Source organism: Serratia quinivorans, assembly GCF_946227985.1.
In the GTDB taxonomy this organism is placed as follows: Bacteria; Pseudomonadota; Gammaproteobacteria; order Enterobacterales; family Enterobacteriaceae; genus Serratia; species Serratia quinivorans_A.
Genome location: NZ_CAMKGL010000003.1, coordinates 74,355 through 98,129 on the forward strand (window position 1 = coordinate 74,355; position 23,775 = coordinate 98,129).

Genomic DNA, 23,775 nt, shown 5'->3' on the forward strand with positions numbered 1-23,775 from the left:
ATAAGAATGATCTGTAGCGCTAATGCTTTCGCTGTTAACTCAATTCAAAAATAACACTTAACTCACTGTTTTTTTAATGATTACATGCATTTTTTGTTTTTATTGGCATTCATGTTCATGAATAATTGCATCTAAACAATGCAATTATTCATCACTGAGTCATTAATGCCAAACAGGACACAACCTTTAGGAAACTTCCTATTTCCAATGTGATTAACCATTTTATTCGTTCTCGCCAGAGATCAAATTTGCGATTAATTGCCATACCGATTTTTAATTATATTTGTCAATGCGTTACTTATTCATATTCGATATAACTTATTCCTCCCTCAAACCGTAGCCACCTCGCAGTCTGCTGCCCTTTCACCTTTCGCGACAGATTCTTTCGTTGCAATGCTAAACCGGTTCTTCTATTTTAGCTCGCCATCAGACAGCAATGAACACGGGGATCGAACATGGTTAATCGCGTATGGGTTCTGGGTGATGCAGTTGTCGACCTGGTACCTGAAAATTCAAACAGTTACCTTAAATGCCCCGGTGGCGCACCGGCCAATGTGGCGGTCGGCATCGCCCGTCTGGGCGGCAACAGCGGCTTTATCGGCCGGGTAGGCCAGGATAGTTTCGGCGCTTTCCTGCAGCAGGTACTGAGCGAAGAGCAGGTCGACATCAGCCATCTGTCAAAAGACCCCGACCACCACACCTCTACCGTGGTGGTGGATCTTGATCTGATGGGGGAACGCTCCTTCACCTTTATGGTCAGCCCGAGCGCCGATCTGTTCCTGCAACCCGAGGATCTGCCTGATTTCAAAGCAGATGAATGGCTGCACGTCTGCTCTATCGCTCTGTCGCAGGAACCGAGCCGCAGCACCACCTTCACCGCGATGGAGAACATCAGGGCGGCCGGCGGCTGGGTCAGCTTTGACCCAAACATTCGTGAAGACGTTTGGCGCCAGCCGGAAGCGTTGCGCCCCTGCTTGCAAAAGGCGTTACTGCTGGCTGACGTGGTGAAGATCTCGCTGGAAGAACTGAGTTTTATCAGCAATATCGGCGAGTTGGAGAGCGGTATCGACTGGATGATGCAGCGCTACCCACTGCGTTTGTTGCTGGTGACACTGGGCGGCGACGGTGTCTGCGTGCATGACGGTAAACAGATCCGCCATTTCCGCGCCCCTTCAATCACCCCGGTCGATACCACCGGTGCGGGTGACGCCTTTGTCGCCGGTCTGCTGGCCGCACTGGCACACCTGGCCGCTTTGCCGCAGGAAGATCAATGGCCGGCAGTGATCGCCCAGGCCCAGGCTTGCGGGGCGCTGGCCACCACTGCCAAAGGCGCTATGACCGCCCTGCCGCATGCCGACGAGTTGCAGGACTTCCTGCGACGCTAACCCGCTAGCGATGAGTCAGGCCCAATGCCACAGGGCATTGGGTGCCTGCCCCCTTTCATCTCCAGAACATAATTTGCGGACTTGATCACAATAGCTGAATCGGGTTAGCAAACTTGATTGCCAGCCGCCGTTCAACTCTCTATCTTTCTTCCTGAAAAACCGGTTTAGCAATTTAGCAAAAAATAATAACAACCTTCCCGGATGATAGAAAATCATGAAAAAACTAGGCTATCTGGCAGTCACTACAGGGCTTCTCATCTCTACCTCTGCGGCAGCGACTGGTACCAATACCAGTATCGAGGCACGCCTGAATGCGCTGGAACAACGGCTGCAACAGGCCGAACAGCGGGCTGTCCAGGCGGAAACGCGTGCCACAGCGGCGGAGCGCAAAGCACAACAGTTGGAATTACGCACCGCCAACACCGAGCAGCAAACCCAACAGGTTGTTCAGCGCACCGCGACGCTGGAAACCCACGCCGCACCGGCCGGCAAGCTGCAACTCACCGGATTAACCGACCTGAAACTGTACGGCGACGTCGAGTTCAACCTGGACGGCGCCAGCCGCAGCGGCCAGCTCACCTCGCTGAAAAGCAGCGACAACAAGGACTGGAAGCCGGGCAACAAAGAACGTTGGGATATCAACGGCCGCATTCTGGTCGGTGTAGACGGCTACCGACGCAACCCGGACGGCAACTTCTCCGGTTTCAGCGTGCAGCCGTTAGCCGACATGACCGGTAAAATGAACCTCGACGATGCCGCCTTCTTCTTCGGTAACGAAAAGAACTGGCAGACCAAGATTGGCCGTTTTGAAGCCTACGACATGTTCCCGCTCAATCAGGACACCTTCATCCAGTATTCGGGCAACACCGCCAACGATTTGTATGCCGACGGTTTTGGCTATATCTACATGATGAAAGAAGGTCGTGGTCGTAGCAGCAGCGGCGGCAACCTGATGCTGAGCAAGTACGCCGGTAACTTCTACTTTGAGCTCAATACGCTGGTGGAGGACGGCACCTCCCTGTTCCAGGACGACGCCTACCACGGCAATAGCCTGGATAATAAGAAAAACGTCGCCTACCTGCGGCCGGTGATCGCCTGGAAAAAAGACCAGCTCAGCGCAGCAGTGGCTATGGAAAGCAACGTGGTCAACAATGCCTACGGCTATCACGACGGCCAGGGGCAATTCGTCGACCAGTCCAAACGTAACGGCTACGGCATGACTCTCAGCTGGAACAATACCGCCGCCAACCCGGACAACGGCGTGGTTGCCAACCTGAGCACCGCCTACCTGGACGCCTCCGGCGAGCAGGACCTGACCGCCGGTATCAACGTACTGTGGCGTCGCTTTGAAGTGGGTTACATCTATGCCCACAACAACATCAAAGAGTTCAATACCGCCGGTATGAGCGCCGACATCCGCAACCCGCTCAGCGAGCCGGGCAAATATGATATTCATACCATTCATACCTCGTACCAAATACCAAACATCATGAATATGAAGAACTTTAACTTGTATCTCGGGGCCTACGTCTCGATGCTGGAGGCCAATGCAGATAACAAAATTGCCAACTCCAGCAACGATCAGCGCTACGGCGTACGTGCCCGGTTCAAGTACTTCTTCTGACGCTGATGAACTGATTTCCGCCGCGAAACACCGCGGCGGCATTTTTATTGATTAAGGGAGTGAACATGGACATTACCGCAACCGCTAACGCGCTATTGCCGTTGCTCGGCGGCAAAGAGAACATAGCCAGTGCCGCCCACTGCGCCACGCGCTTGCGCCTGGTGCTGGTTGATGACAGCAAGATGGACAAAGCGGCGATCGGCAAGCTGGAAGGGGTGAAAGGCTGCTTTAGCAACGCCGGGCAAATCCAGGTGATTTTCGGTACCGGGCTGGTCAACAAGGTACACGCTGAGTTTATCAAGGCGGCTGGCGTCAGCGAGTCCAGCAAGTCTGAGGCCGCCGATATCGCGGCGAAAAAACTCAACCCACTGCAACGTATAGCTCGCCTGCTGTCGAATATCTTTGTGCCAATCATCCCGGCTATCGTCGCCTCCGGCCTGCTGATGGGCCTGCTCGGCATGGTGAAAACCTACGGCTGGGTCGATTCCGGCAGCGCCGTATTTGTGATGCTGGATATGTTCAGCTCAGCGGCATTTATTATTTTACCGATCCTGATCGGCTTCACCGCCGCGCGTGAATTTGGGGGTAACCCCTATCTGGGCGCTACGCTCGGCGGCATTCTGACTCACCCGGCACTGACCAACGCCTGGGGCGTCGCCAGCGGTTTTCACACCATGGATTTCTTCGGGTTGCAGATTGCCATGATCGGCTATCAGGGCACGGTGTTCCCGGTGCTGCTGACGGTGTGGTTTATGAGCACGCTGGAAAAACAGCTGCGCAGAGTGATCCCCAACTCGCTGGATCTGATCCTGACGCCGTTCCTGACGGTGGTGATCTCCGGCTTCGTCGCCATGCTGTTTATCGGCCCGGCCGGCCGCGCGCTGGGTGATGGCATCTCCCTGGTGCTCAGCACGCTGATTGCCCACGCCGGTTGGTTTGCCGGCTTGCTGTTCGGCGGCCTGTATTCCGCCATCGTCATCACCGGCATTCACCACAGCTTCCATGCCGTCGAAGCCGGACTGCTCGGCAATCCGAATATCGGCGTTAACTTCCTGCTGCCAATCTGGTCGATGGCCAATATCGCTCAGGGCGGTGCCTGTCTGGCGGTCTATTTCAAAACCCGCGACGCCAAGATCAAAGCCATCGCGGTGCCTTCGGCCTTTTCCGCCATGCTCGGCATTACCGAGGCGGCGCTGTTCGGCATTAACCTGCGCTTTGTGAAACCTTTCCTGGCAGCGCTGGCAGGCGGTGCGCTCGGCGGTGCCTGGGTGGTGGCCAACCATGTCGGCATGAACGCGGTCGGTCTGACGGCAATCCCGGGGCTGGCCATTGTGCAGGCCAGTTCGCTGGTCAGCTATATCATTGGCCTGGTGATCGCCTTCGGCAGTGCCTTTATTCTCTCGTTGCTGCTGAAATACAAAACGGACAGTGAATGATGGAAGAGCTGAATTTGATGAAACAGGCCGTTCAGGCGTTAATGAGCGGCATGCCGCAGGTGCTGCGTGCGCCGCACCGGCCGGCGTGGCACCTGGCACCCAGCGTTGGGCTACTTAACGATCCCAATGGTTTTATTCAGCATAACGGCGTCTTCCACCTGTTCTATCAATGGAACCCGCTGGGTTGCGATCACCGCAACAAGTGTTGGGGGCACTGGCAGTCGACGAATCTGGTCAACTGGCAACATCAGCCGGTGGCACTGGTGCCGGGAGCCTGCTATGACAGCCACGGCTGTTACTCCGGCTCGGCGGTGGTGACGGACGGCAAAATCATGCTGGCGTATACCGGCAACGTCAAATACCCCGATGGCTCCCGCACCGCTTATCAGTGCCTGGCGCAAGAAAATGCCCAGGGTGGCTATGACAAACTCGGCCCGGTATTACCGCTGCCGCCGGGCTATAGCGGCCACGTGCGCGATCCCAAGGTTTGGCGTCATCAGGAAGATTGGTACATGGTGCTCGGCGCTCGTGATCTGCAAGACCGTGGCAAAGTGCTGCTGCTGCGCTCCGCCGATCTGCGCAATTGGCAGCTGCTGGGCGAGATTGCCGGTTCACAGCTGAACGGCATCGGCGATTTCGGTTATATGTGGGAATGTCCGGACCTGTTCACGCTGGACGATACCGAAGTGCTGATCTGCTGCCCACAGGGGCTGGCGGCGCAGACCGAACGTTATCTCAACGTTTATCAGGCGGGCTATCTGACCGGCAAGCTGGATTATCGGCAGGCCAGGTTCGAACATGGTGCCTTCCACGAGCTGGATCTCGGGTTCGAATTCTATGCGCCGCAAACCACCCAGGCCGAAGACGGCCGCCGGTTACTGGTCGGCTGGATGGGCGTGCCGGAACAGGACGAGGATTATCACCCGACGCTGCAGTACGGCTGGATCCACATCCTGACCTGCCCGCGCGAACTGTCGCTGCATCACGGCAAGCTTTACCAACAACCGGCGCGCGAACTGCAACAATTGCGTGGTGAAAGCCGGCAATGGCAGGGGATCGCCGACGAAGCGCCATGTTGGCCCGTCGGCAGCGCGGAACTGCTGCTAACGCCAGAGGGGGCATTCACCGCCGACTTCGGCGGGGCGATGACGCTGCTGTGGGACGGTGCCTTGCTACGACTGACGCGTAATAATCTGCGTAACGGGCAGCCGGAACATCGCTACTGGCGCGGCAACCTGAGCCAGCTGCAGATCCTGTTTGACCGCTCCAGCGTGGAGATTTTTATCAACCACGGCGAGGCGGTGATGAGCGCACGCTACTTCCCCGGCCCACAACCACAACTGCAACTGAGCGGTGAAACCCCACTGGCGCTCGAGCACTGGTCGCTGACGCCATGCATGCTAGAATGACGCATCCTTCCATGAATTCAGATGCCGTCAGTGAAAAAAAATAAACGCATTACCATCAGTGATATTGCCGCACTGGCCGGCGTGTCAAAATCGACCGCCAGCCTGGTGCTTAACGGTCGCAGCAAGGAATATCGGGTGTCCGACGACACCCGCGATCGTATCCTGGCACTGGCCGGCGAGCACCACTACCAGCCCAGCTTCCACGCCCGTTCGCTGCGTTCCTCCCGCAGCCATACCCTGGGGCTGGTGGTGCCGGAAATGACCAACTACGGTTTTGCGGTGATTTCACGCGAGCTGGAAACCCTGTGCCGCGAGGCCGGTTTGCAGTTGCTGATCGCCTGTACCGATGAGAACCCGGCGCAGGAAATGATGGCGGTGAACAGTCTGGTACAACGCCAGGTCGACGGCCTGATTGTCGCCTCCAGCCAGCTTAACGATGCGGAATACCAAAAAATTAACGCCGGTCTGCCGGTGGTGCAGATGGACCGGCTGATCATCGGCTCCGATCTGCCGCTGGTGATCACCGACTCGCTAACCTCAACCGCCACGCTGGTGGAAAACGTCGCACGCCAGCATCCGGACGAATTCTACTTCCTTGGCGGCCAACCCCGTATTTCACCCACGCGCGATCGGCTGGCCGGTTTCCAACTCGGTCTGGAACGTGCCGGGGTCGTGTGTAAACAGGAATGGATCATCAACGGTAATTATCACCCCAGTTCCGGCTACGAGATGTTCGCCCAACTCTGTGCGCAACTTGGCCGTCCGCCCAAGGCACTGTTTACCGCCGCCTGCGGCCTGCTGGAAGGGGTGCTGCGATATCTGAATCAGCACCAGCTGATGGAGAGCGATCTGCATCTGTGCAGCTTTGACGATCACTACCTGTTCGACGGACTGACGTTAAAAATCGATACCGTGGCGCAGGACTGCCGCGCACTGGCTCAACACAGTTTCGACATGGTTAGCGCGCTGATTGACGAGCGGCCATTAGAGCAGAACGCGCTCTACCTGCCGGGCAACATCCACTGGCGCCACGCCGGTTCGAAGGCATTGCTCGGCCAGCCTTAGGCTTTTCTTGTCCCGGTTAAGGAGTTCGTCATGAGTCGTGAGCATGGCAAACAGGTGCTTTCCGGGGCAGAGGTGATTGCGCTACGGCACATGCTCGTGGCTGAATGGTATTGAACTTTGGGGGTTGAACCGACGTACCAGCCATTAACGTTTTAACGCTGAGCCAGGAGGCGCAAAATATCTCGCGCACTGTGGAATACACGCTCAATCCTGACATTGCGTTGTATCGCAGTAAAAACAATAAGGTATTTACCATAGGCGCTTATCCTGACGCCTCGACCAAGCTCAGGGCGTTTCTGATAGGCTTCGGGGGATTCGCCAATGTGCTGGCATTGGCGGTAAAGCTCAGAGATAAAACTAAGCGCACGGACTGGGTTATCCTGCGCAATATGATCACCAATATTTTCAATATCACATACCGCTGCCGGCGATATTGTTAGCTCCATTAGTCACTTCCGTTATCCACCATCCGTTGGTATTTAGCCCGCAAACGCGCAAACGCCTCCTCCGCTGGGACTCCCTCACCACTTTCAACGCCCTGTACAATGGCCACTCGCAGCTGTTCGATTTTCATCGCCCGCTCATGTTCTTCGAGCAGACGCAGACCCGCCCGTATCACTTCACTGACGTTGCCATAACGCCCACTGTCGATTTGCTCATGAACGAACTTCTCAAAATGAGGGCTTAAAGCAATGCTGGTTGGCATAGCTGTCTCCGAAAAGTAGTGTTAGTTACTATCTATTAGTAGTTTATTGGCTGACGACTCGTCAAGCTTTTGTACAAAACTCAGCCAATAAAAAAGGCGCCTGAGCGCCCTTTTTACCTTGGGTGATGTCAGCCCGCTATTTGGCGGCGCCTTCCATCCCCACCAGCCCCACCTTCAGGTAGCCGGCTTTACGCAGCGTATCCATCACGCTCATCAGCGTCTCGTAGTCCACGGTCTTGTCCGCCTGGAAGAAGATGGTGGTCTCTTTGTTCGCCTGAGTTTGCTGATCCAGCACCGACGTCAGTTGATCTGCACTGACCGCCTGTTCGCCAACGTATAGCTGCTTATCCGCTTTCACCGACAGGAACACCGGTTTTTCCGGACGCGGCTGCGGTTTGGCTGAGGAAGCCGGGAGATCGACACGGATATCTACCGTTGCCAGCGGCGCGGCCACCATAAAGATGATCAACAGCACCAGCATGACGTCGATAAACGGCGTCACGTTGATTTCATGCAGTTCGCCGCTGTCGTCCAAATCTTCATTTAAGCGCATCGCCATAACTCACCCCACCCGCAGTTGCTGTGAATGCTGTGAACGTTTGGCTTGTGCCGTGGCGGCCAGATCCAAATCGCGACCCAGCAGCAGCAGCACCTGCGCAGCCACGTCGCCAACCTGAGCGCGATGACCGCTGATCACACGGGCAAAAATGTTATAAATCACCACCGCCGGGATCGCGGCCACCAGCCCCAATGCGGTTGCCAACAGCGCTTCTGCGATGCCGGGGGCAACCACGGCCAGGTTGGTGGTTTGCGAATGAGCGATACCGATAAAGCTGTTCATAATGCCCCAGACGGTGCCGAACAGACCGACAAACGGCGAGATGGCACCGATGGTCGCCAGGAAACCATTGCCACGGCCCATGTTACGGCTATAGCCCGCAACGCGACGCTCCAGACGGAAACCGGTACGTTCCTTGATGCCATTGTTGTCGTTAGACTCTGCCGACAGCTCCAGCTCGTTCTGCGCATCGCTGAGTAATACGGAACTGATGCTCTCGTCCGAGAAGTTCTGTGCCAGCTCGGAGGCTTCATCCAGCGAGCGGACATTGGCCAGCGCCAGCTGTTCGCGGCGCAGACGGCGCTTGGCGCGGAACAGTTCGCTGCCCTTGGAAAACAGGATGGTCCAGGTGACGATAGACGCCAGCACCAAACCGATCATCACGATTTTCACCACGATGTCCGCATGTTGGTACATGCCCCAGACGGACAGGTCCATACCGCGAGTTTCCGGCGGCAGGATGGTCGGTTGCGGATTCAGCGGTGTGATACTTTCAGGCGCGGCTGCGGCAGGCGCAGAGGCCGGAGCAACGCTCTGGGTAACGGCCGGATTAGTCGCCGGAGCAGCCTGAGCGCTACCGGCCAGACCCACTACCAATACCATTGAAGCGATCAGACCACGGCCAAATGCCTGGCCCCATTGCGCCCGGCCCTGACCGAACGATCCTTGATTTAAATTCTTGCCAGCCGTTTTCACGCTGTGCCTCCACCCGTTACCGATCAAAATTGAGGAATAATTCAGCTTGCGATCATATCAAACCAATCAGGGATTGATAGTAGTTCTCATTATTATTTACCAAATAATCGGCAATGCTTTTACATTTAGCAGTTAAAACGTCTGGATGGCTATCATGTGTCATGCTAACGTAAGGGCTATCGCAAACATCCCGTGAAGACCAAGCCAAAGGTGAGCCGCTCCTATGACGTCAAAAAACATCGAAACCACCCTGATCGGCGCAGGACGCAGCAAGCGCTATACCCAGGGCTCCGTCAATCCCGTCACCCAACGCGCTTCATCACTGGTCTTTGATTCCGTGGCGGCCAAAAAGCACGCCACCGCCAGGCGGGCACATGGCGAACTGTTTTATGGCCGGCGCGGCACCCTGACCCACTTCGCGTTACAGGATGCGATGGTTGAGCTGGAAGGCGGCGCAGGTTGTGTACTTTACCCTTGCGGCGCGGCTGCGGTCTCCAACGCCATTTTGTCCTTTGTCAGCGCCGGCGACCATCTGCTGATGACCGGCTCGGTGTATGAACCCACACAGGATTTTTGTAGCCATATTCTGAGCCGCATGAACGTGGCTACCACCTATTTTGACCCCCTGATCGGTGCCGATATCGCCGGGCTTATTCAGCCCAATACCCGCGTGGTGTTTCTGGAGTCACCCGGTTCGATCACCATGGAAGTTCAGGATATCCCGGCCATGGTGCAGGCAATTCGCGCGGTGGCACCTGAAGTGGTGATCATGATCGACAATACCTGGGCGGCCGGTGTGCTGTTCAAGGCGCTGGAATTCGACATCGATATTTCGATTCAGGCCGGGACCAAATACATTATCGGCCACTCCGATTACATGCTCGGCACCGCCGTGGCAAACCAGCGCTGTTGGGATCAACTGCGCGAATACTCTTATCTGATGGGCCAGATGGTGGACGCCGATACCGCCTATATGGCCAGCCGTGGCCTGCGCACGCTGGGCGTACGCCTGAAGCAACATCAGCAAGGCAGCATCGAAGTCGCCAACTGGCTGGCCGAGCGGCCGGAGGTGGCGGTGGTCAATCACCCGGAGCTACCCAGCTGCAAGGGCCACGAATTTTACCGCCGTGATTTCAGCGGCTGTAACGGCCTGTTCTCTTTCGTGCTGAAACAGCGTCTGAGCGACGCACAGTTGGCCGAGTATCTGGATAACTTCAACCACTTCAGCATGGCCTATTCCTGGGGCGGCTATGAGTCGCTGATCCTGGCTAACCAACCGGAGGAGCTGGAAGCCATCCGCCCAGCCGGCGGCGTCGACTTCTCCGGCACCCTGGTGCGCCTGCATATCGGACTGGAGAACGTGCAGGATCTGATTGATGACCTCGCCGCCGGATTTGAGCGTATCGCCAACACGCACTGACGCGCCGCCTGTTGCAATGGCAACTTTATTCGCCTTGTTTAATGTGTGCTTAAGCTATTAGCGTTACACTAGCCGGGTAACTGTCAGATACGGTCAACACCGCATCCTGGGGAAGCCAACCCCAGGCGCAACCGGCATGCAACAGGATATATAATGGATGTATTACGAGAGATTGTTCATGCGCTTTGGCAGCAGGACTTTATTGCCCTTGCCGATCCAAGCGTAATTTGGGTGGTTTATGCGGTACTCTTCACCACTCTATTTTTAGAAAACGGACTACTGCCAGCCTCCTTCTTGCCCGGCGACAGCCTGCTGCTGTTATCCGGCGCCCTGATCGCCAAAGGCGTGATGGCCTTTGTGCCAACGCTGATCATTTTAACCGTTGCCGCCAGCCTCGGCTGCTGGTTGAGTTACGTGCAGGGGCGCTGGCTGGGCCACACCAGTTTGGTCAAAGGCTGGCTGCTGCAACTGCCTGCCCAATATCATCAACGTGCGCATAATCTGTTTAACCGTCACGGGCTGATGGCACTGGTGATCGGCCGTTTTCTGGGCTTTGTTCGTACCTTGCTGCCGACCATGGCCGGTATCTCAGGCCTGAACAGCACGCGCTTTCAGATATTTAACTGGCTGAGCGCCGTAATTTGGGTTGGCGCGGTAGTCGGTCTTGGCTACGCTTTCAGCCAGATCCCACTGGTGAAACGCTACGAAAGCCAGGTGATGACCGGGCTGATGATCCTGCCGCTGGTACTGCTGCTGGTGGGCCTGCTGGGTGCCATGCTGGTTATCTGGCGTAAAAAGCGCGCCGCCTCTTCCTGATACGCTTACGGGCGGCATGAGTCGCCCCTACAAAGCTTTCTCAACCAGCGCCAGGCTCGGGGGCAATTTGCTCACCAGCGTATCTACCGCCAGACGCACCTTCAACGACAAATGTGGCGTTTGCGGCCATACTGCGTGCGCCTCAAATGACATACCGGGCCACTCACTCATCAGCCTGACCAATTCCCCTTTCAATAACGATTCCCGTACCAGCCAACAAGGTAACCAGGAAATACCAAACCCAGCCACCGTGGCGTCCGCCATCGCCTGCAGGTCGTCCATCTGCAACCGCGTGTTCGGCATCACTTCCTGTATTTTTCCGTCGCTATCCGGGATCAGCCAGTTACGTACCACACCGGCACGCATGTAAGTCACCGCGTCATGCCGAATCAATTGTTCAAGGCTTTTCGGTTCGCCATGCTGCTGCAGGTAAGCCGGGGCAGCGCATAACGTCATACGGTGGTCGCCGATATGCCGCGCCACCAGCCCACTGCTGCTAACCAGCGCCCCATTGCGGATCGCCAGATCAAAACCATCCTCAATCAAATCCACCACGCGGTCGTTGAACGACAGTTCCAGCTCCAGCCCCGGGTGCTCACGCGCCAGACTGGTCAACAGCGGCGCAATGCACATGCGGCCGAACAGCACCGGCATCGACACCCTCAGCCTGCCGCTGACTTGCTGTTTGCCCGACTCCAGCAGAGTTTCTGCGGTGCGGATCTCCTCAAGTGCCCGTAAGCAACGTTCATAAAACAGAGCGCCGTCGTCGGTCAAACTCAAACTGCGGGTAGTTCGGTGGAACAGGCGCACAGCCAATCGCTGCTCCAGACGGGCAATGGTTTTCCCCACCGCCGAGCGTGAAAGGTGCAGCCGACTGGCCGCCAGCGCGAAGCTGCCCGCCTCCACGGCGGTGACAAACACCGAAATACCGCTCAATCGGTCGGTCATGATTTGTAGCCCTTAGAGAAACAATCAAAGGAAATCTTATCGCCACTGGCGAACTTCAATCAACGATAATATCCACAGGTCTGTTTATCACTGACTTTGGAGTCAATCATGGCCGAAACAATGCAACGCTGGACAATGAATGCCCTTGGGCGTCAGCACCTGAAACTGAGCGAAAGCGCCATTCCGCAACCGGGACCACATGAGATTAGGGTGAAAGTGAATGCGGTATCGCTTAATTACCGCGATAAGTTGATGATCGAAACCGGCATGGGGCTGGAGCTGCCACAGCCGTTTATTCCAACCTCCGACATGGCCGGTGAAGTCGACGCAATAGGCGCCGATGTCAGCCGCTTCCAGCCAGGCGAGCGGGTAATTTCTACCTTCAGCCCCGGTTGGATAGATGGCAAACAGAAGCCCTATGGTAATGCGCGCACCCCGCCTTACCATACGCTGGGCGGTTTTTATCAGGGCATGTTGGCGGAATATGTGGTGCTGCATGAGGACTGGCTGGTGGCCGCCCCCACCTCGCTGGACGACGCACAGGCCAGCACCCTACCCTGCGCCGGGCTGACCGCCTGGTTCGCATTGGTGGAACAGGGCCACCTGTTCTCTGGCCAATCAGTGCTGGTACAGGGGACCGGCGGCGTAGCGCTGTTCGCGCTGCAGATCGCCAAACTGCAGGGTGCCGAGGTGTACGTCACGTCCAGCAGCGACGAAAAACTGGCGCGTGCCAAGGCGTTGGGGGCCGATCACGGCATTAATCGCCTGGATGGCGATTGGGTAGAGACGGTATATCGGTTAACACAGGATCACGGCATCGACCACGTGGTCGACACCGTGGGCGGCCCTAATCTCGGCAATTCGGTTCGCGCCGTCGCCGTGCAGGGACGTATCTCGGTGATCGGTGCGCTGGAGGGCTTTGAGGTCTCGGCCCCTGCCGGACCGTTGCTGCTAAAGTCGCCGGTGATCCAGGGGATTGGCGTCGGCCACCGCCGCGCATTGGAAGATCTGGTACGGGCGGTGGATGCCAATGGCTTGCAACCGGTGATTGATCAACGCTATCGCTTTGACCAACTGCCGCAGGCACTCGACCATCTCGAGCGCGGGGCGTTTGGCAAAATTGTACTGACGCGCTGAATTGCCGCCCCGGCTGCGGGATTAGCCCTCCATCATTAAAGGAGGGTTATCACGCAGTCGGGCCACTTCGTCGCTTGGCGTCACGCCGAAGAAGCGTTTGAATTCGCGGCTGAATTGCGAGGCACTCTCATAGCCAACGCGGATCGCGGCGGTGCTGGCCTTCAGGCCGTCGTGGACCATCAGCAGACGCGCCTTGTGCAGCCGATAGGACTTCACATACTGCAACGGCGAGGTATTGGTCACCGCCTTAAAGTTATGGTGAAACGCCGAAATGCTCATATTCACCTCCCCCGCCAACTGCTCAACGTTGAGGCTGTCGGCATATTGGTTCTCGATGCGCCGCAGCGCCTTGGCGATTTGGCTAAAGTGGGTATGGCGATTGACCAGTTCCTGCAACGACGTCCCGCAGCTGCCACGCAACACATGGTACAAAATTTCACGCACAATCTGCGGCCCCAATACCCGTGCATCGAGCGGCTTGGCCATCACGTCCAGCAAGCGTTCGGTGGCGCACAGCAGCTCTTCCGACAGTTCGGCCAGATTAACCCCGCTGCTTTCTCTGCGCGGTTTCATCAGGTAGTCGTCATCGCCGATGTCGATCAACAGATCCTGCAGCATCTGGCTGTCGATGTTCACCGCCAGCCCCACCAGCGGCAGTTCCGGGCTGGCAAAGGTTTCGCATTCGAACGGCAGCGGTACCGTCATCAACAGATAGTTACGTGGATCGTATTGAAACACCCGATTGCCGCAGTAACCCACTTTGTGCCCCTGGAAAATGATCACCACCCCAGGTTCGTACATCACTGGCTGACGCGGGCAATGACGATCCACATAGAGGATTTTCACCAGTGGCACCGGCGAAGGGGTATAACCGTTGCTCTCGGCAAAGCCGGCCGCCTGGCGCGCCATACGGCCGCGCAGTTCATCGATTTCACTCACGGAAACACCCTCTTACATCAAGAACAATTCGGCATAAATAATAGTTTAAAACTCTATTTTTCTACAACGCTTTGTAGGAATAGGCAAGACTCGGGCAGGAATGAGCATTGTGCTTCGGGGCCAGGTTACTGACAATACACCCCAGATACTTTGCGCCATCCGGCGCTTGCCTTATGCAGAAGAGAAATCAGCCATGCAAAACTTTATTCTCCATACCCCAACCAAAATCCTGTTCGGCCAAGACCAAATCGCCGGCCTGGCGCAGCAGATCCCTGCCGATGCACGCATTCTGATCACCTACGGCGGCGGCAGCGTGAAGAAAAACGGCGTGCTGGATCAGGTTTATTCCGCACTGGCGGGTCGCAACGTGCAGGAGTTCTCCGGCATTGAACCTAACCCAACCTACGAAACGCTGATGAAAGCGGTCGAGACAGTGCGTGCAGAAAACATCGATTTCCTGCTGGCCGTCGGTGGGGGTTCGGTGGTCGATGGCACCAAGTTTATCGCCGCAGCGGCTCACTATCAGGCAGATAGCGACCCATGGCATATCCTGAAAACCGTCGGCAGCGAAATCAAAGGCGCGGTGCCGATGGGCTGCGTGCTGACACTGCCGGCTACCGGTTCTGAATCCAACAGCGGCGCGGTGATCACCCGTAAAAGCAGCGGCGACAAACAGCATTTCTTCTCGCCATACGTTCAGCCACTGTTTGCGGTACTGGATCCGGTAGTGACCTATTCGCTGCCACCGCGCCAGATCGCCAACGGCGTGGTCGATGCCTTTATCCACACCATTGAGCAGTACCTGACCTATCCGGTCGAGGCGAAAGTGCAGGATCGCTTTGCCGAAGGCCTGCTGCTGACGCTACTGGAAGATGGCCCGCGTGCGCTGGCCGAGCCGGAAAACTATGCCGTGCGCGCCAACGTAATGTGGAGCGCCACCATGGCATTGAACGGTCTGATCGGTGCCGGTGTGCCGCAAGACTGGGCAACCCATATGCTGGGCCACGAGTTAACCGCCATGCACGGTTTGGATCATGCCCAGACGCTGGCCATCGTCCTGCCGGCACTGCTGAACGAGAAAAAAGCGCAGAAACGCGAAAAACTGCTGCAGTACGCCGACCGCGTCTGGGGTCTGCGTGAGGGCAGTGAAGACAGCCGTATTGACGGTGCCATTGCCGCCACCCGCGCCTTCTTCGAACAGATGGGCGTGCCAACCCGCATGGCCGATTACCAGCTCGACGGCAGCTCGATCCCGGCACTGCTTGATAAGCTGCATCAGCACGGCATGACCGCTCTGGGCGAGCATCAGGACATCACCCTGGAAGTCAGCCAACGTATTTATGAGGCGGCCCGTTAATCGCCCGCCATGCTTTAATTTCTGTCTCTTGCGCCCGAGCTGTCATCGGGCGCAGTCCCAAGCACTATTCTGACATCGCTGAAATTTGCTTAGCAAACTCAGCACCACCCCGGTTTGCCAACTAGAATCTACTGACATAACCTAAATAATTCGAGTTGCAGGAAGACGGCAAGAGCGAGAATCCTGATGACCTTACTCGAGGTAAGTGATTCGGGTAAGCGCTCGCAGCCAACACACCTGCAGCTTGAAGTATGACGGGTATAGCCGTTCCTGGTGCATGCAGCACCGGGCAATCCGTTAACAAGGAGATACGCATGACAACGCAACAACCCATCATCAAACTCCACGATGGTAATCTGATGCCGCAGTTGGGTCTCGGCGTTTGGCAGGCGAGTATTCCAGACACTACCCAGGCGGTGCTCAAGGCGCTGGAGGTGGGGTATCGTTCGATCGATACCGCTGCGATTTACAAGAACGAGGAAGGGGTCGGTGCTGCACTGCAATCCGCCTCGGTGCCGCGCGATGAACTGTTTATCACCACCAAGCTATGGAACGACGATCAGGGTGACCCACAGGCCGCCCTGGAAACCAGCCTGGAAAAACTCAAGCTGGACTACGTTGATCTGTATCTGATCCACTGGCCGAAACCGCAGCAGGATCAATACGTCGAGGCCTGGCGCGGGCTGATTAAGCTACGTGAACAGGGGCTGGTGAAGAGTATCGGGGTTTGCAATTTCCATACCCCGCATCTGCAGCGCCTGCTGGATGAAACCAATATCGCGCCGGTGATTAACCAGATTGAACTGCACCCGTTGCTGCAACAACGCCAGCTTCGCGCCTGGAACGCAACGCACCACATCGCTACCGAATCATGGAGCCCACTGGCGCAGGGCGGCGAAGGGGTGTTCGACCAGCCGGTGATCAAACAGCTGGCGGAAAAATACGAGAAGACCCCGGCGCAAATCGTGGTGCGATGGCACCTGGACAGCGGTCTGATCGTGATCCCGAAATCGGTCACGCCATCACGCATTCGCGAAAACTTTGAGGTGTTTGATTTCAAACTGGATAAAGACGAACTGAGCGATATCGCCCAACTGGATATCGGCAACCGTCTGGGGCCGGATCCCGACTCACTGTAATGCTAACCAGCCCTGTTGTTTAATGGTAGGGGCGCTGCATGCCGCGCCCGATAGCATAATCAATGGGTTAAATCGGGTCGAACATGTTCGACCCCTACAGGTTTAGCTCTTACCAGCCCTCTCTTTTAAGAGAGGGCTGTTTTATCCCTCGTTACAGTTGCTCGCCATTGGTGGCGATCACCCGCTGATACCAGCCAAAACTCTGCTTCTTCTTGCGCGCCAAATTATTGTCGTGATCGACATACACAAAGCCGTACTGCTTTTGATAGCCGTTGAGCCAGGAAAGCAGATCGATAAACGACCAGGGATAGTAACCGCGCACATCGGCACCCTGCTCGATCGCCGCACCGATCGCCTGAATATGATCGCGTAGATAGTCAATACGCGGTTGATCGCGCACTTCCCCCTCGACGATCGGATCCTTGGCACCCAACCCATTCTCCGTAATATAGATCGGAATGTTGCCGTAGCGTTTGACGATGCGGCCAATGGCATCGGTCAGCCCCTGCGGATAAACCTCCCAGTCCCAGTCGGTATAAACACCGTTCGGGTTGCGCACCAGTTTGAACAGCCCCTTAAAGCCCAGTTCACGCCCGCTACCCTTCTGGCCACTGGTGTTGATCGCGTAGCCCTCAACGTCGTCGTTATGCGCCACCATTTCGCGCTTGTAGTAATTAAGGCCGATAAAATCGACGATGTTGTCCTTTAGCAACGCCTCATCGCCCGGTGCAAAATAGGGTACGCCAAAGGCCTGCTGCGCCATCGCCAACAGCTCTGCCGGGTATTCGCCCTTCAACACCGGATCGTACAGCCAATGGGTGAAGATCCCCTCGGCTAACTCGCAGGCGCGGCGATCTTCTGGCGAGTCACCGATCGGATCGTTAGGTTGCAGCACGTTGACGAAGCCGATCTGACCGTTGATCTTCATGTCACGGAAGCTTTTCACCGCGCGGGCATTGGCCAAAAACACGTGGTGGCATGCCTGAATGCCCTTCTTCGGATCGGTCAACTTGGGCGGATGCGCCCCGGTGATATATCCCATACCAATAAATACGATGGTTTCGTTAAAGGTGGACCAGAGTTCGACGCGATCGCCAAAACGCTGATAGCACAGACGGGCATATTCATCGAAAGCATCGACGATCTCACGCGATTCCCAACCGCCAAATTCTTCCTGCAGCGCCTGCGGTAGATCCCAGTGGTACAGGGTGATCATCGGTTTGATGTTGTGCCTGAGCAACTCATCGATCAAATCACTGTAGAATTGGATCCCGGCTTCGTTTACCTCGCCCCGCCCCTGCGGCAACAATCGCGGCCAGGAGATCGAAAATCGGTAGGTCTGCATCCCCAGCTCGGCCATCAGCGCCACGTCTTCGCGAAAGCGATGGTAGTGATCGACGGCGACGTCACCGTTGGTGCCCTGATAGGTCGTACCGGGCAAATGGGAGAACAAGTCCCAGTTGGACAGGCCCTTGCCGTCGGCATCAAAGCCGCCCTCAACCTGATAAGACGCGGTCGCCGCCCCCCACAGGAAATCCTTCGGAAATACGCTCATTGGTTTTGCACCCCGTTTTGCTCCAGTAATCGGTAAATTCTCACCAGTTCCTCCACCAGATCGCGCGCCAGCATGGCGTTCATAATGTGGTCCTGCGCGTGCACCATAATCAGATTGACCGGCAGCTTGCCTTCCCCCTCGTCAAAACCGATCAGCTCGGTCTGAGTGGCATGCGCTCGCTTCGCCGCCAACTGCGACTCCGCCAGCAAAATATCGACCTGATCCCACTGATACTTCCGCGCCGCGTACAGCGCCTGCATGGCGCAGCTGCGTGCCTCACCGGCGTTGATGATCAACTCCATGACTGCCGTTTCCATATCCATCATTCGGTGACTCCCTGCGTTTGTTCAATCTGCTCCGCTTCACTCACTTCCTGATCCAGCAACTGCTGCTCATAGACCTTGAAGAACGGGTAGTAAATCAGCGCCGATACCGCCGCCAGCAGCAGCACCAGCAGTGCGGCGCGGAAATCCCAACCGGTGGCCCAGGCGGCGCCAATCGGTGCCGGGGCCGTCCAGGGCACTACCGAGATCACGCGGCCAATCAGATCCAGCTTCACGGCCGCATAGGCAATGATCGAATTGACGATCGGCGCGGTGATAAACGGGATAAAGAAGGTGGGGTTCATGACGATCGGTGTGCCGAAGATCACCGGTTCATTGATGTTGAAGCAGCTCGGCACCAGGCTCAGCTTGCCGATCGAACGCAGGTGAGCAGAACGGCTGCGCAGATAAAGCAACACCAGCCCAAAGGTAGCGCCGGATCCGCCGATGACGATAAAGAAGGTCCAGAAAGCCTCCATAAAGATATGCGGCATTGGCTGGCTGACGGCCAACGCATCCTGATTGATGCCCAAATTGGTCAGCCAGAATGCCTGCAGCATACCGGAGACGATCACCGCACCGTGAATACCGGCGAACCACAATAAATGGCCGATCAGCACCGCCAGCAGGATCGCCGGCAGCGAATCGGCGGCAGAAATCAGCGGCTGGAACAGCGCCATGATCGCCTGCGGCAACAGTAAATTAAACTGGTGCTGCACCAGCAGGCTAAGCGGATACAGGGTGATCACCACCGCCAGGATCGGGATCAGCAGATCAAACGACTGTTTGATCTTGGCCGGCACCTGTTCCGGTAATGAAATACCGATATTGTGCAGCTTGAGAAAACGGATCAGTTCGGTAGTGTAGATCGCCACCAAAATGGCGGTGAAGATCCCCACGCCACCCAGCGCAGCGGTCGGCAACATCTTTTCGCTCTGCGGTGCGGCGACCAGTAAAAACGACATCAGCGCCAGCATGGCCGCCATAAAGGGATCGAGCTTATAACTCTGTGCCAGGTTATAAGCGATGGCGGCAGTAATATAAATCGACATAATCCCCATGGTCATATTAAACGGGGTAAGAATAGCGACCTGGTGTTTCTCCGCCGCCCCCAACCACCATTGGGCTATTCCCCAACTGCTGTCGGCCGAAAAAGGCGGGTAGGCAAATACCAGTAAAAATGAGCCGACGATCATAAACGGCATCGCGGAAATAAAACCGTCGCGGATCGCCATAATATGTCGCTGGGTCGATAATCTACCGGCAATGGGGCTGATGCGGTTTTCAATAAAATTGAATGCGGCCTGGCTGATACTCATGGTTCAACCCTCGGGACGTTCTGAGTCAATGGTCACAGGGCGAGAAAGCCGGCGGCAACGGGCTGCAGCAGGCGACCCCGGTGGGAATGGTGTTATGCGAGCATCAATAAAGCTTCAGCGAGAATTTTATCGCCGCGCATCATGCCGTAATCCATGCTGTTGATAACCGCGATCGGTTTATTTTCCCTGTCGGCAATCTTTTTAAAATCGGCCAACTTATATTTAATCTGTGGTCCAAGCAGGCAGCATTGGTAATTCGCCAGCGTAGTTTCAAACTCATCAATGCCCACGGCAATAATATCCACCTCAATACCCTGCTGTTCGGCGGACTTTTTCATTTTACTCACCACCATGCTGGTGGACATACCGGCGGCGCAGCATAAGAATATTTTTTTCATCCGTTCTCCTGTAGCCAATAGGTGCAAATCGGTCAGTTGAGGAATGAGTATGGTTTCAAAAACGGAAAAACAGCAACCGGTTTCAGTAACCGGTTACCGGGTTTGAGCGGGTTCTGTGAAGAAGATCCAAAATTGCCGCCAACACCTCATTCATCCTATTAGACGCGCCCGGTACCACTGTTTTTTACTAAGGATCTTTCCGCCTGCTGACGCTATGATGGCAACATTCGGCCCCTACCGCCGGATCAATACCGTTAAAAATAGATAACGCACGGAGCACAATGAAATCTTCCCTATCACAGTGGTCACGCCTGGGCATACTTTGCGTCATGCTCGTATTGGCCGGTTGCGCCGGCAAGAAGAAACGCGTCAGCTACGATCGCCATGCCTATGACGATGCAATCGAAGATGCTGCAGATAAATACGACGTCGATCAAAAGCTGATCGCCGCGATGATCAAGGTGGAGTCCGGCTTTAACCCGGCAGCCATCAGTCGGTCAAATGCTATCGGTTTAATGCAGTTGAAAGCCGATACCGCAGGTTGTGACGCCTACCGCTACAAAGGCAAACGCGGCTGCCCGGACGAAGACGATCTGCTGGATCCTGATACCAATATCGATCTCGGTGCCGCGTATATTGCCGTATTGCAAAAACAACAGCTTAAGGGGATCAACAATCCGGTCAATCTGCGTTACGCCACCATCATCGCCTACGTAAACGGCACCGGCGCACTGTTGCGGACCTTCTCCAGCAACCGCCAGCAAGCTATCTCGATGATTAACAATCTGTCGCCGGAAGCCTTTAACTGGCACATACGTAAATATCATCCCGCCCCGCAGGCACCACGCCACTTGATGAAAGTAGAAGCCGCCTACGATCAACTGTGATTTTACATGCAAAAAAGGAGAACCCGGGGGTTCTCCTTTTCATTTAACGCTGACTCAACCGTTAGGGTTTACCGTTGCGGATGGGCTTGCGCGGCGGCTTATTGGACGGCGTACGCTGACGGGTGATGTCAGTGTGCTTGGTCAACGCCGGACGGGTATGACGCTGCAAGCGCTTGGCTTCACGCTGCTCGTCAATGCTTGGCGCCGGAACCAGGCACTCGCGACGGCTGCCGATCAGGTGCTTCATGCCCATCTCTTCCAGCGCGGTACGGATCATCGCCCAGTTGGCCGGATCGTGATAACGCAGCAGCGCCTTGTGCAGACGACGCTGGCGATCGCCCTTCGGTATCACCACATCTTCACTCTTGTAACCGACCCGGCTCAGCGGGTTTTTACCGCTGTAGTACATGGTGGTGGAGTTAGCCATCGGTGACGGATAGAAGTTCTGCACCTGGTCGAGGCGGAAACGGTTCTTCTTCAACCACAGCGCCAGGTTCACCATATCTTCATCGCGGGTGCCCGGATGCGAAGAGATGAAATACGGGATCAGGTACTGCTCTTTGCCAGCCAGCTTGGAGTAATGGTCAAACAGCTGTTTAAAGCGATCGTAGCTGCCCATACCCGGCTTCATCATTTTCGACAGCGGACCTTCCTCGGTGTGTTCCGGTGCAATCTTCAAATAACCGCCCACGTGGTGAGTAGCCAGCTCTTTGATATAACGCGGATCTTCCACCGCCAGATCGTAACGTACGCCTGAGGCGATCAGGATCTTCTTGATGCCCTCCAGTGAACGCGCACGGCGGTACAGCTTGATGGTCGGCTCGTGGTTGGTGTCCATGTAGGTGCAGATCTCCGGATACACGCACGAGGCGCGGCGGCAGGTCTGCTCGGCGCGCGGGTTGGTGCAGCGCAGCATGTACATGTTGGCCGTCGGGCCGCCCAGATCGGAGATCACACCGGTAAAGCCCGGCACCTTGTCACGGATCTCTTCGATTTCACGAATGATGGAGTCTTCCGAACGGCTCTGGATGATGCGCCCTTCATGCTCGGTGATCGAACAGAATGAACAACCGCCGTAGCAGCCACGCATGATGTTGACCGAGAAGCGGATCATGTCATAGGCCGGAATGGTTTCCTTGCCGTATGACGGGTGCGGAATACGCTGGTACGGCAGGGCAAACACGCTGTCCATTTCCGGCGTCGTCAACGGGATGGCCGGCGGGTTGATCCACACATAGCGATCGCCATGTGACTGCATCAGCGCACGAGCACAGCCCGGGTTGGTTTCATGGTGCAAAATACGCGAGGTGTGCGCATAGAGTACCTTGTCGGCCTTTACTTTCTCAAAGGACGGCAGCAGTACGTAGGTTTTTTCCCACGGCTTCGGCTTGGCAGCGCGTACGGTCACCGGCTTGGCTTCCGGTTCCGGTTTACCGCCGTCGGCGCAGGGCAGATCGTCGCCGTAAGGGTTTGGAATGGGTTCAATGCGGCCTGGCTTATCCAGACGGGTAGAATCTACGCCAGTCCAGCCTGGTAACGCGCCCTTGCGCATTACCGCCGTATTGCGGATATCGTGGATCTCACTGATTTTTTCGCCGGCGGCCAGACGGTGCGCCACTTCCACCAACGGACGTTCGCCGTTGCCGTAAATCAGCATATCGGCTTTGGAGTCCACCAGCACCGAGCGGCGCACGGTATCCGACCAATAATCGTAGTGGGCGATGCGACGCAGGCTGGCTTCAATGCCGCCCAGTACGATCGGCACATCTTTATAGGCTTCTTTACAGCGTTGGCTGTAAACCAGCGTCGCGCGATCCGGGCGTTTGCCGCCCACGTTGCCGGCGGTATAAGCGTCATCGTGGCGCAGCTTGCGGTCGGCGGTATAGCGGTTGATCATCGAGTCCATGTTGCCGGCGGTGATGCCGAAGAACAGGTTCGGTTTGCCCAAACGCATGAAATCTTCTTTATTGCTCCAGTCCGGCTGCGCAATGATGCCCACGCGGAAGCCCTGCGCTTCCAGCATGCGGCCGATGATGGCCATGCCAAAACTGGGGTGATCGACATAGGCGTCACCACTGATAATGATCACATCGCAGCTGTCCCAGCCCAGTTGGTCCATCTCTTCCCGCGACATCGGTAAAAACGGCGCGGTGCCATAACATTCGGCCCAATAAGGCTTATAGGAAAACAATTCACGGTCGGGTTGGATCAGGCTGGTCGTGCTCATTCTGGTGCTCTTTCACAGGTTAATTAATCGCCGGGCGGCGATTATACGCACTAGTGACAAAAAGAGCATGGTTATTTCACATATCAGCCCCATCACTACGGGCTTGCCCCTTAACTCCGCACGCCTACGCCGTCATCATAGGGCCTTCTGG

Annotated in this window: 22 protein-coding genes; 11 read left to right on the top strand and 11 right to left on the bottom strand. The window is 56.2% G+C overall.

The genetic code is table 11. The features are described from left to right. The first annotated feature begins 455 nt into the window (after positions 1 to 455). The 5 genes from OCH02_RS11740 (at position 456) to OCH02_RS11760 (ending at position 6,919) form a co-directional block, all read left to right on the top strand. Complete coding sequence (locus OCH02_RS11740) at positions 456 to 1,385, top strand: aminoimidazole riboside kinase (RefSeq protein WP_261431411.1); 930 nt, start codon at positions 456 to 458, stop codon at positions 1,383 to 1,385. Positions 1,386 to 1,599: 214 nt separating this feature from the next. After that, a complete protein-coding gene (locus tag OCH02_RS11745; protein ID WP_261431412.1) occupies positions 1,600 to 3,009 on the top strand; it encodes a carbohydrate porin in 1,410 nt (469 codons plus the stop codon). A 65-nt stretch (positions 3,010 to 3,074) separates the two neighbouring features. Next, a complete protein-coding gene (locus OCH02_RS11750; protein WP_261431413.1) occupies positions 3,075 to 4,445 on the top strand; it encodes a sucrose-specific PTS transporter subunit IIBC in 1,371 nt (456 codons plus the stop codon). Then, positions 4,445 to 5,854, top strand: coding sequence for a sucrose-6-phosphate hydrolase (locus tag OCH02_RS11755; RefSeq protein ID WP_261431619.1), 1,410 nt, complete (start codon positions 4,445 to 4,447; stop codon positions 5,852 to 5,854). Before OCH02_RS11750 ends, OCH02_RS11755 begins: the two co-directional genes overlap by 1 nt. Before the next feature lie 21 nt (positions 5,855 to 5,875). Further along, positions 5,876 to 6,919, top strand: a complete 1,044-nt coding sequence (locus tag OCH02_RS11760; protein WP_261431414.1) for a LacI family DNA-binding transcriptional regulator — start codon at positions 5,876 to 5,878, stop codon at positions 6,917 to 6,919. A gap of 152 nt (positions 6,920 to 7,071) precedes the next feature. Here the strand turns inward: OCH02_RS11760 and OCH02_RS11765 are convergent, their stop codons facing one another. From OCH02_RS11765 to exbB, 4 genes are all read right to left on the bottom strand, one after another. Further along, positions 7,072 to 7,365 (bottom strand): type II toxin-antitoxin system RelE/ParE family toxin, encoded by a 294-nt coding sequence (locus OCH02_RS11765; RefSeq protein ID WP_261431415.1) that lies wholly within the window; start codon positions 7,363 to 7,365, stop codon positions 7,072 to 7,074. Continuing rightward, on the bottom strand, positions 7,365 to 7,625 hold the full coding sequence (locus OCH02_RS11770; protein WP_261431416.1) for a type II toxin-antitoxin system ParD family antitoxin: 261 nt from the start codon (positions 7,623 to 7,625) through the stop codon (positions 7,365 to 7,367). The genes OCH02_RS11765 and OCH02_RS11770 overlap by 1 nt, the downstream gene beginning before the upstream one ends. Positions 7,626 to 7,761: 136 nt before the next feature. Continuing rightward, positions 7,762 to 8,184 carry a TonB system transport protein ExbD gene (exbD, locus tag OCH02_RS11775; protein ID WP_261431417.1) on the bottom strand — a complete coding sequence of 141 codons (423 nt, stop codon included), beginning with the start codon at positions 8,182 to 8,184 and terminating at the stop codon, positions 7,762 to 7,764. 3 nt (positions 8,185 to 8,187) lie between these two features. Continuing rightward, positions 8,188 to 9,159, bottom strand: coding sequence for a tol-pal system-associated acyl-CoA thioesterase (gene exbB, locus OCH02_RS11780; RefSeq protein ID WP_261431418.1), 972 nt, complete (start codon positions 9,157 to 9,159; stop codon positions 8,188 to 8,190). Between the two features lie 223 nt (positions 9,160 to 9,382). On the opposite strand from exbB, the gene metC reads away from it, so the two are divergent. Together metC and OCH02_RS11790 are read left to right on the top strand one after the other, a co-directional pair. After that, on the top strand, positions 9,383 to 10,579 hold the full coding sequence (metC, locus tag OCH02_RS11785) for a cystathionine beta-lyase (protein ID WP_261431419.1): 1,197 nt from the start codon (positions 9,383 to 9,385) through the stop codon (positions 10,577 to 10,579). Positions 10,580 to 10,732: 153 nt separating this feature from the next. Further along, positions 10,733 to 11,395, top strand: a complete 663-nt coding sequence (locus OCH02_RS11790) for a DedA family protein (RefSeq protein WP_174354535.1) — start codon at positions 10,733 to 10,735, stop codon at positions 11,393 to 11,395. A 27-nt stretch (positions 11,396 to 11,422) separates the two neighbouring features. Here OCH02_RS11790 and OCH02_RS11795 read toward each other — a convergent pair whose 3' ends face one another. Beyond that, the gene (locus OCH02_RS11795; RefSeq protein ID WP_261431420.1) at positions 11,423 to 12,343 is read right to left on the bottom strand and encodes a LysR family transcriptional regulator; all 921 of its coding nucleotides are present in this window, start codon (positions 12,341 to 12,343) and stop codon (positions 11,423 to 11,425) included. 108 nt (positions 12,344 to 12,451) lie between these two features. Between OCH02_RS11795 and OCH02_RS11800 the strand changes: the two genes are divergently transcribed. Further along, positions 12,452 to 13,480 (top strand): zinc-dependent alcohol dehydrogenase family protein, encoded by a 1,029-nt coding sequence (locus OCH02_RS11800; protein ID WP_261431422.1) that lies wholly within the window; start codon positions 12,452 to 12,454, stop codon positions 13,478 to 13,480. Between the two features lie 21 nt (positions 13,481 to 13,501). On the opposite strand, the gene OCH02_RS11805 is transcribed toward OCH02_RS11800, so the two are convergent. Next, positions 13,502 to 14,389, bottom strand: a complete 888-nt coding sequence (locus OCH02_RS11805; RefSeq protein ID WP_410001256.1) for an AraC family transcriptional regulator N-terminal domain-containing protein — start codon at positions 14,387 to 14,389, stop codon at positions 13,502 to 13,504. 223 nt (positions 14,390 to 14,612) lie between these two features. Here OCH02_RS11805 and yqhD point away from each other — a divergent pair, with 223 nt between their 5' ends. Both yqhD and dkgA read left to right on the top strand, forming a co-directional pair. Further along, positions 14,613 to 15,776, top strand: coding sequence for an alcohol dehydrogenase (gene yqhD / locus OCH02_RS11810; protein WP_261431426.1), 1,164 nt, complete (start codon positions 14,613 to 14,615; stop codon positions 15,774 to 15,776). A 314-nt stretch (positions 15,777 to 16,090) separates the two neighbouring features. Beyond that, positions 16,091 to 16,915: a 2,5-didehydrogluconate reductase DkgA gene (dkgA, locus tag OCH02_RS11815; RefSeq protein ID WP_259190415.1), complete on the top strand. Its 825-nt coding sequence runs from the start codon at positions 16,091 to 16,093 to the stop codon at positions 16,913 to 16,915. Positions 16,916 to 17,066: 151 nt separating this feature from the next. On the opposite strand, the gene OCH02_RS11820 is transcribed toward dkgA, so the two are convergent. From OCH02_RS11820 to OCH02_RS11835, 4 genes are all read right to left on the bottom strand, one after another. Beyond that, positions 17,067 to 18,470, bottom strand: coding sequence for a GH1 family beta-glucosidase (locus OCH02_RS11820; protein ID WP_261431427.1), 1,404 nt, complete (start codon positions 18,468 to 18,470; stop codon positions 17,067 to 17,069). Next, positions 18,467 to 18,796 (bottom strand): PTS lactose/cellobiose transporter subunit IIA, encoded by a 330-nt coding sequence (locus OCH02_RS11825; protein ID WP_037416601.1) that lies wholly within the window; start codon positions 18,794 to 18,796, stop codon positions 18,467 to 18,469. The genes OCH02_RS11820 and OCH02_RS11825 overlap by 4 nt, the downstream gene beginning before the upstream one ends. Further along, positions 18,793 to 20,112, bottom strand: coding sequence for a PTS sugar transporter subunit IIC (locus OCH02_RS11830; RefSeq protein WP_261431428.1), 1,320 nt, complete (start codon positions 20,110 to 20,112; stop codon positions 18,793 to 18,795). The genes OCH02_RS11825 and OCH02_RS11830 overlap by 4 nt, the downstream gene beginning before the upstream one ends. A 92-nt stretch (positions 20,113 to 20,204) precedes the next feature. Then, positions 20,205 to 20,510, bottom strand: a complete 306-nt coding sequence (locus OCH02_RS11835) for a PTS sugar transporter subunit IIB (protein ID WP_261431429.1) — start codon at positions 20,508 to 20,510, stop codon at positions 20,205 to 20,207. A 281-nt stretch (positions 20,511 to 20,791) separates the two neighbouring features. Here OCH02_RS11835 and OCH02_RS11840 point away from each other — a divergent pair, with 281 nt between their 5' ends. Further along, positions 20,792 to 21,397, top strand: a complete 606-nt coding sequence (locus tag OCH02_RS11840; RefSeq protein ID WP_261431430.1) for a transglycosylase SLT domain-containing protein — start codon at positions 20,792 to 20,794, stop codon at positions 21,395 to 21,397. 61 nt (positions 21,398 to 21,458) lie between these two features. On the opposite strand, the gene OCH02_RS11845 is transcribed toward OCH02_RS11840, so the two are convergent. Further along, positions 21,459 to 23,624, bottom strand: a complete 2,166-nt coding sequence (locus OCH02_RS11845; protein ID WP_020828674.1) for a YgiQ family radical SAM protein — start codon at positions 23,622 to 23,624, stop codon at positions 21,459 to 21,461. Positions 23,625 to 23,775: the final 151 nt, after the last annotated feature.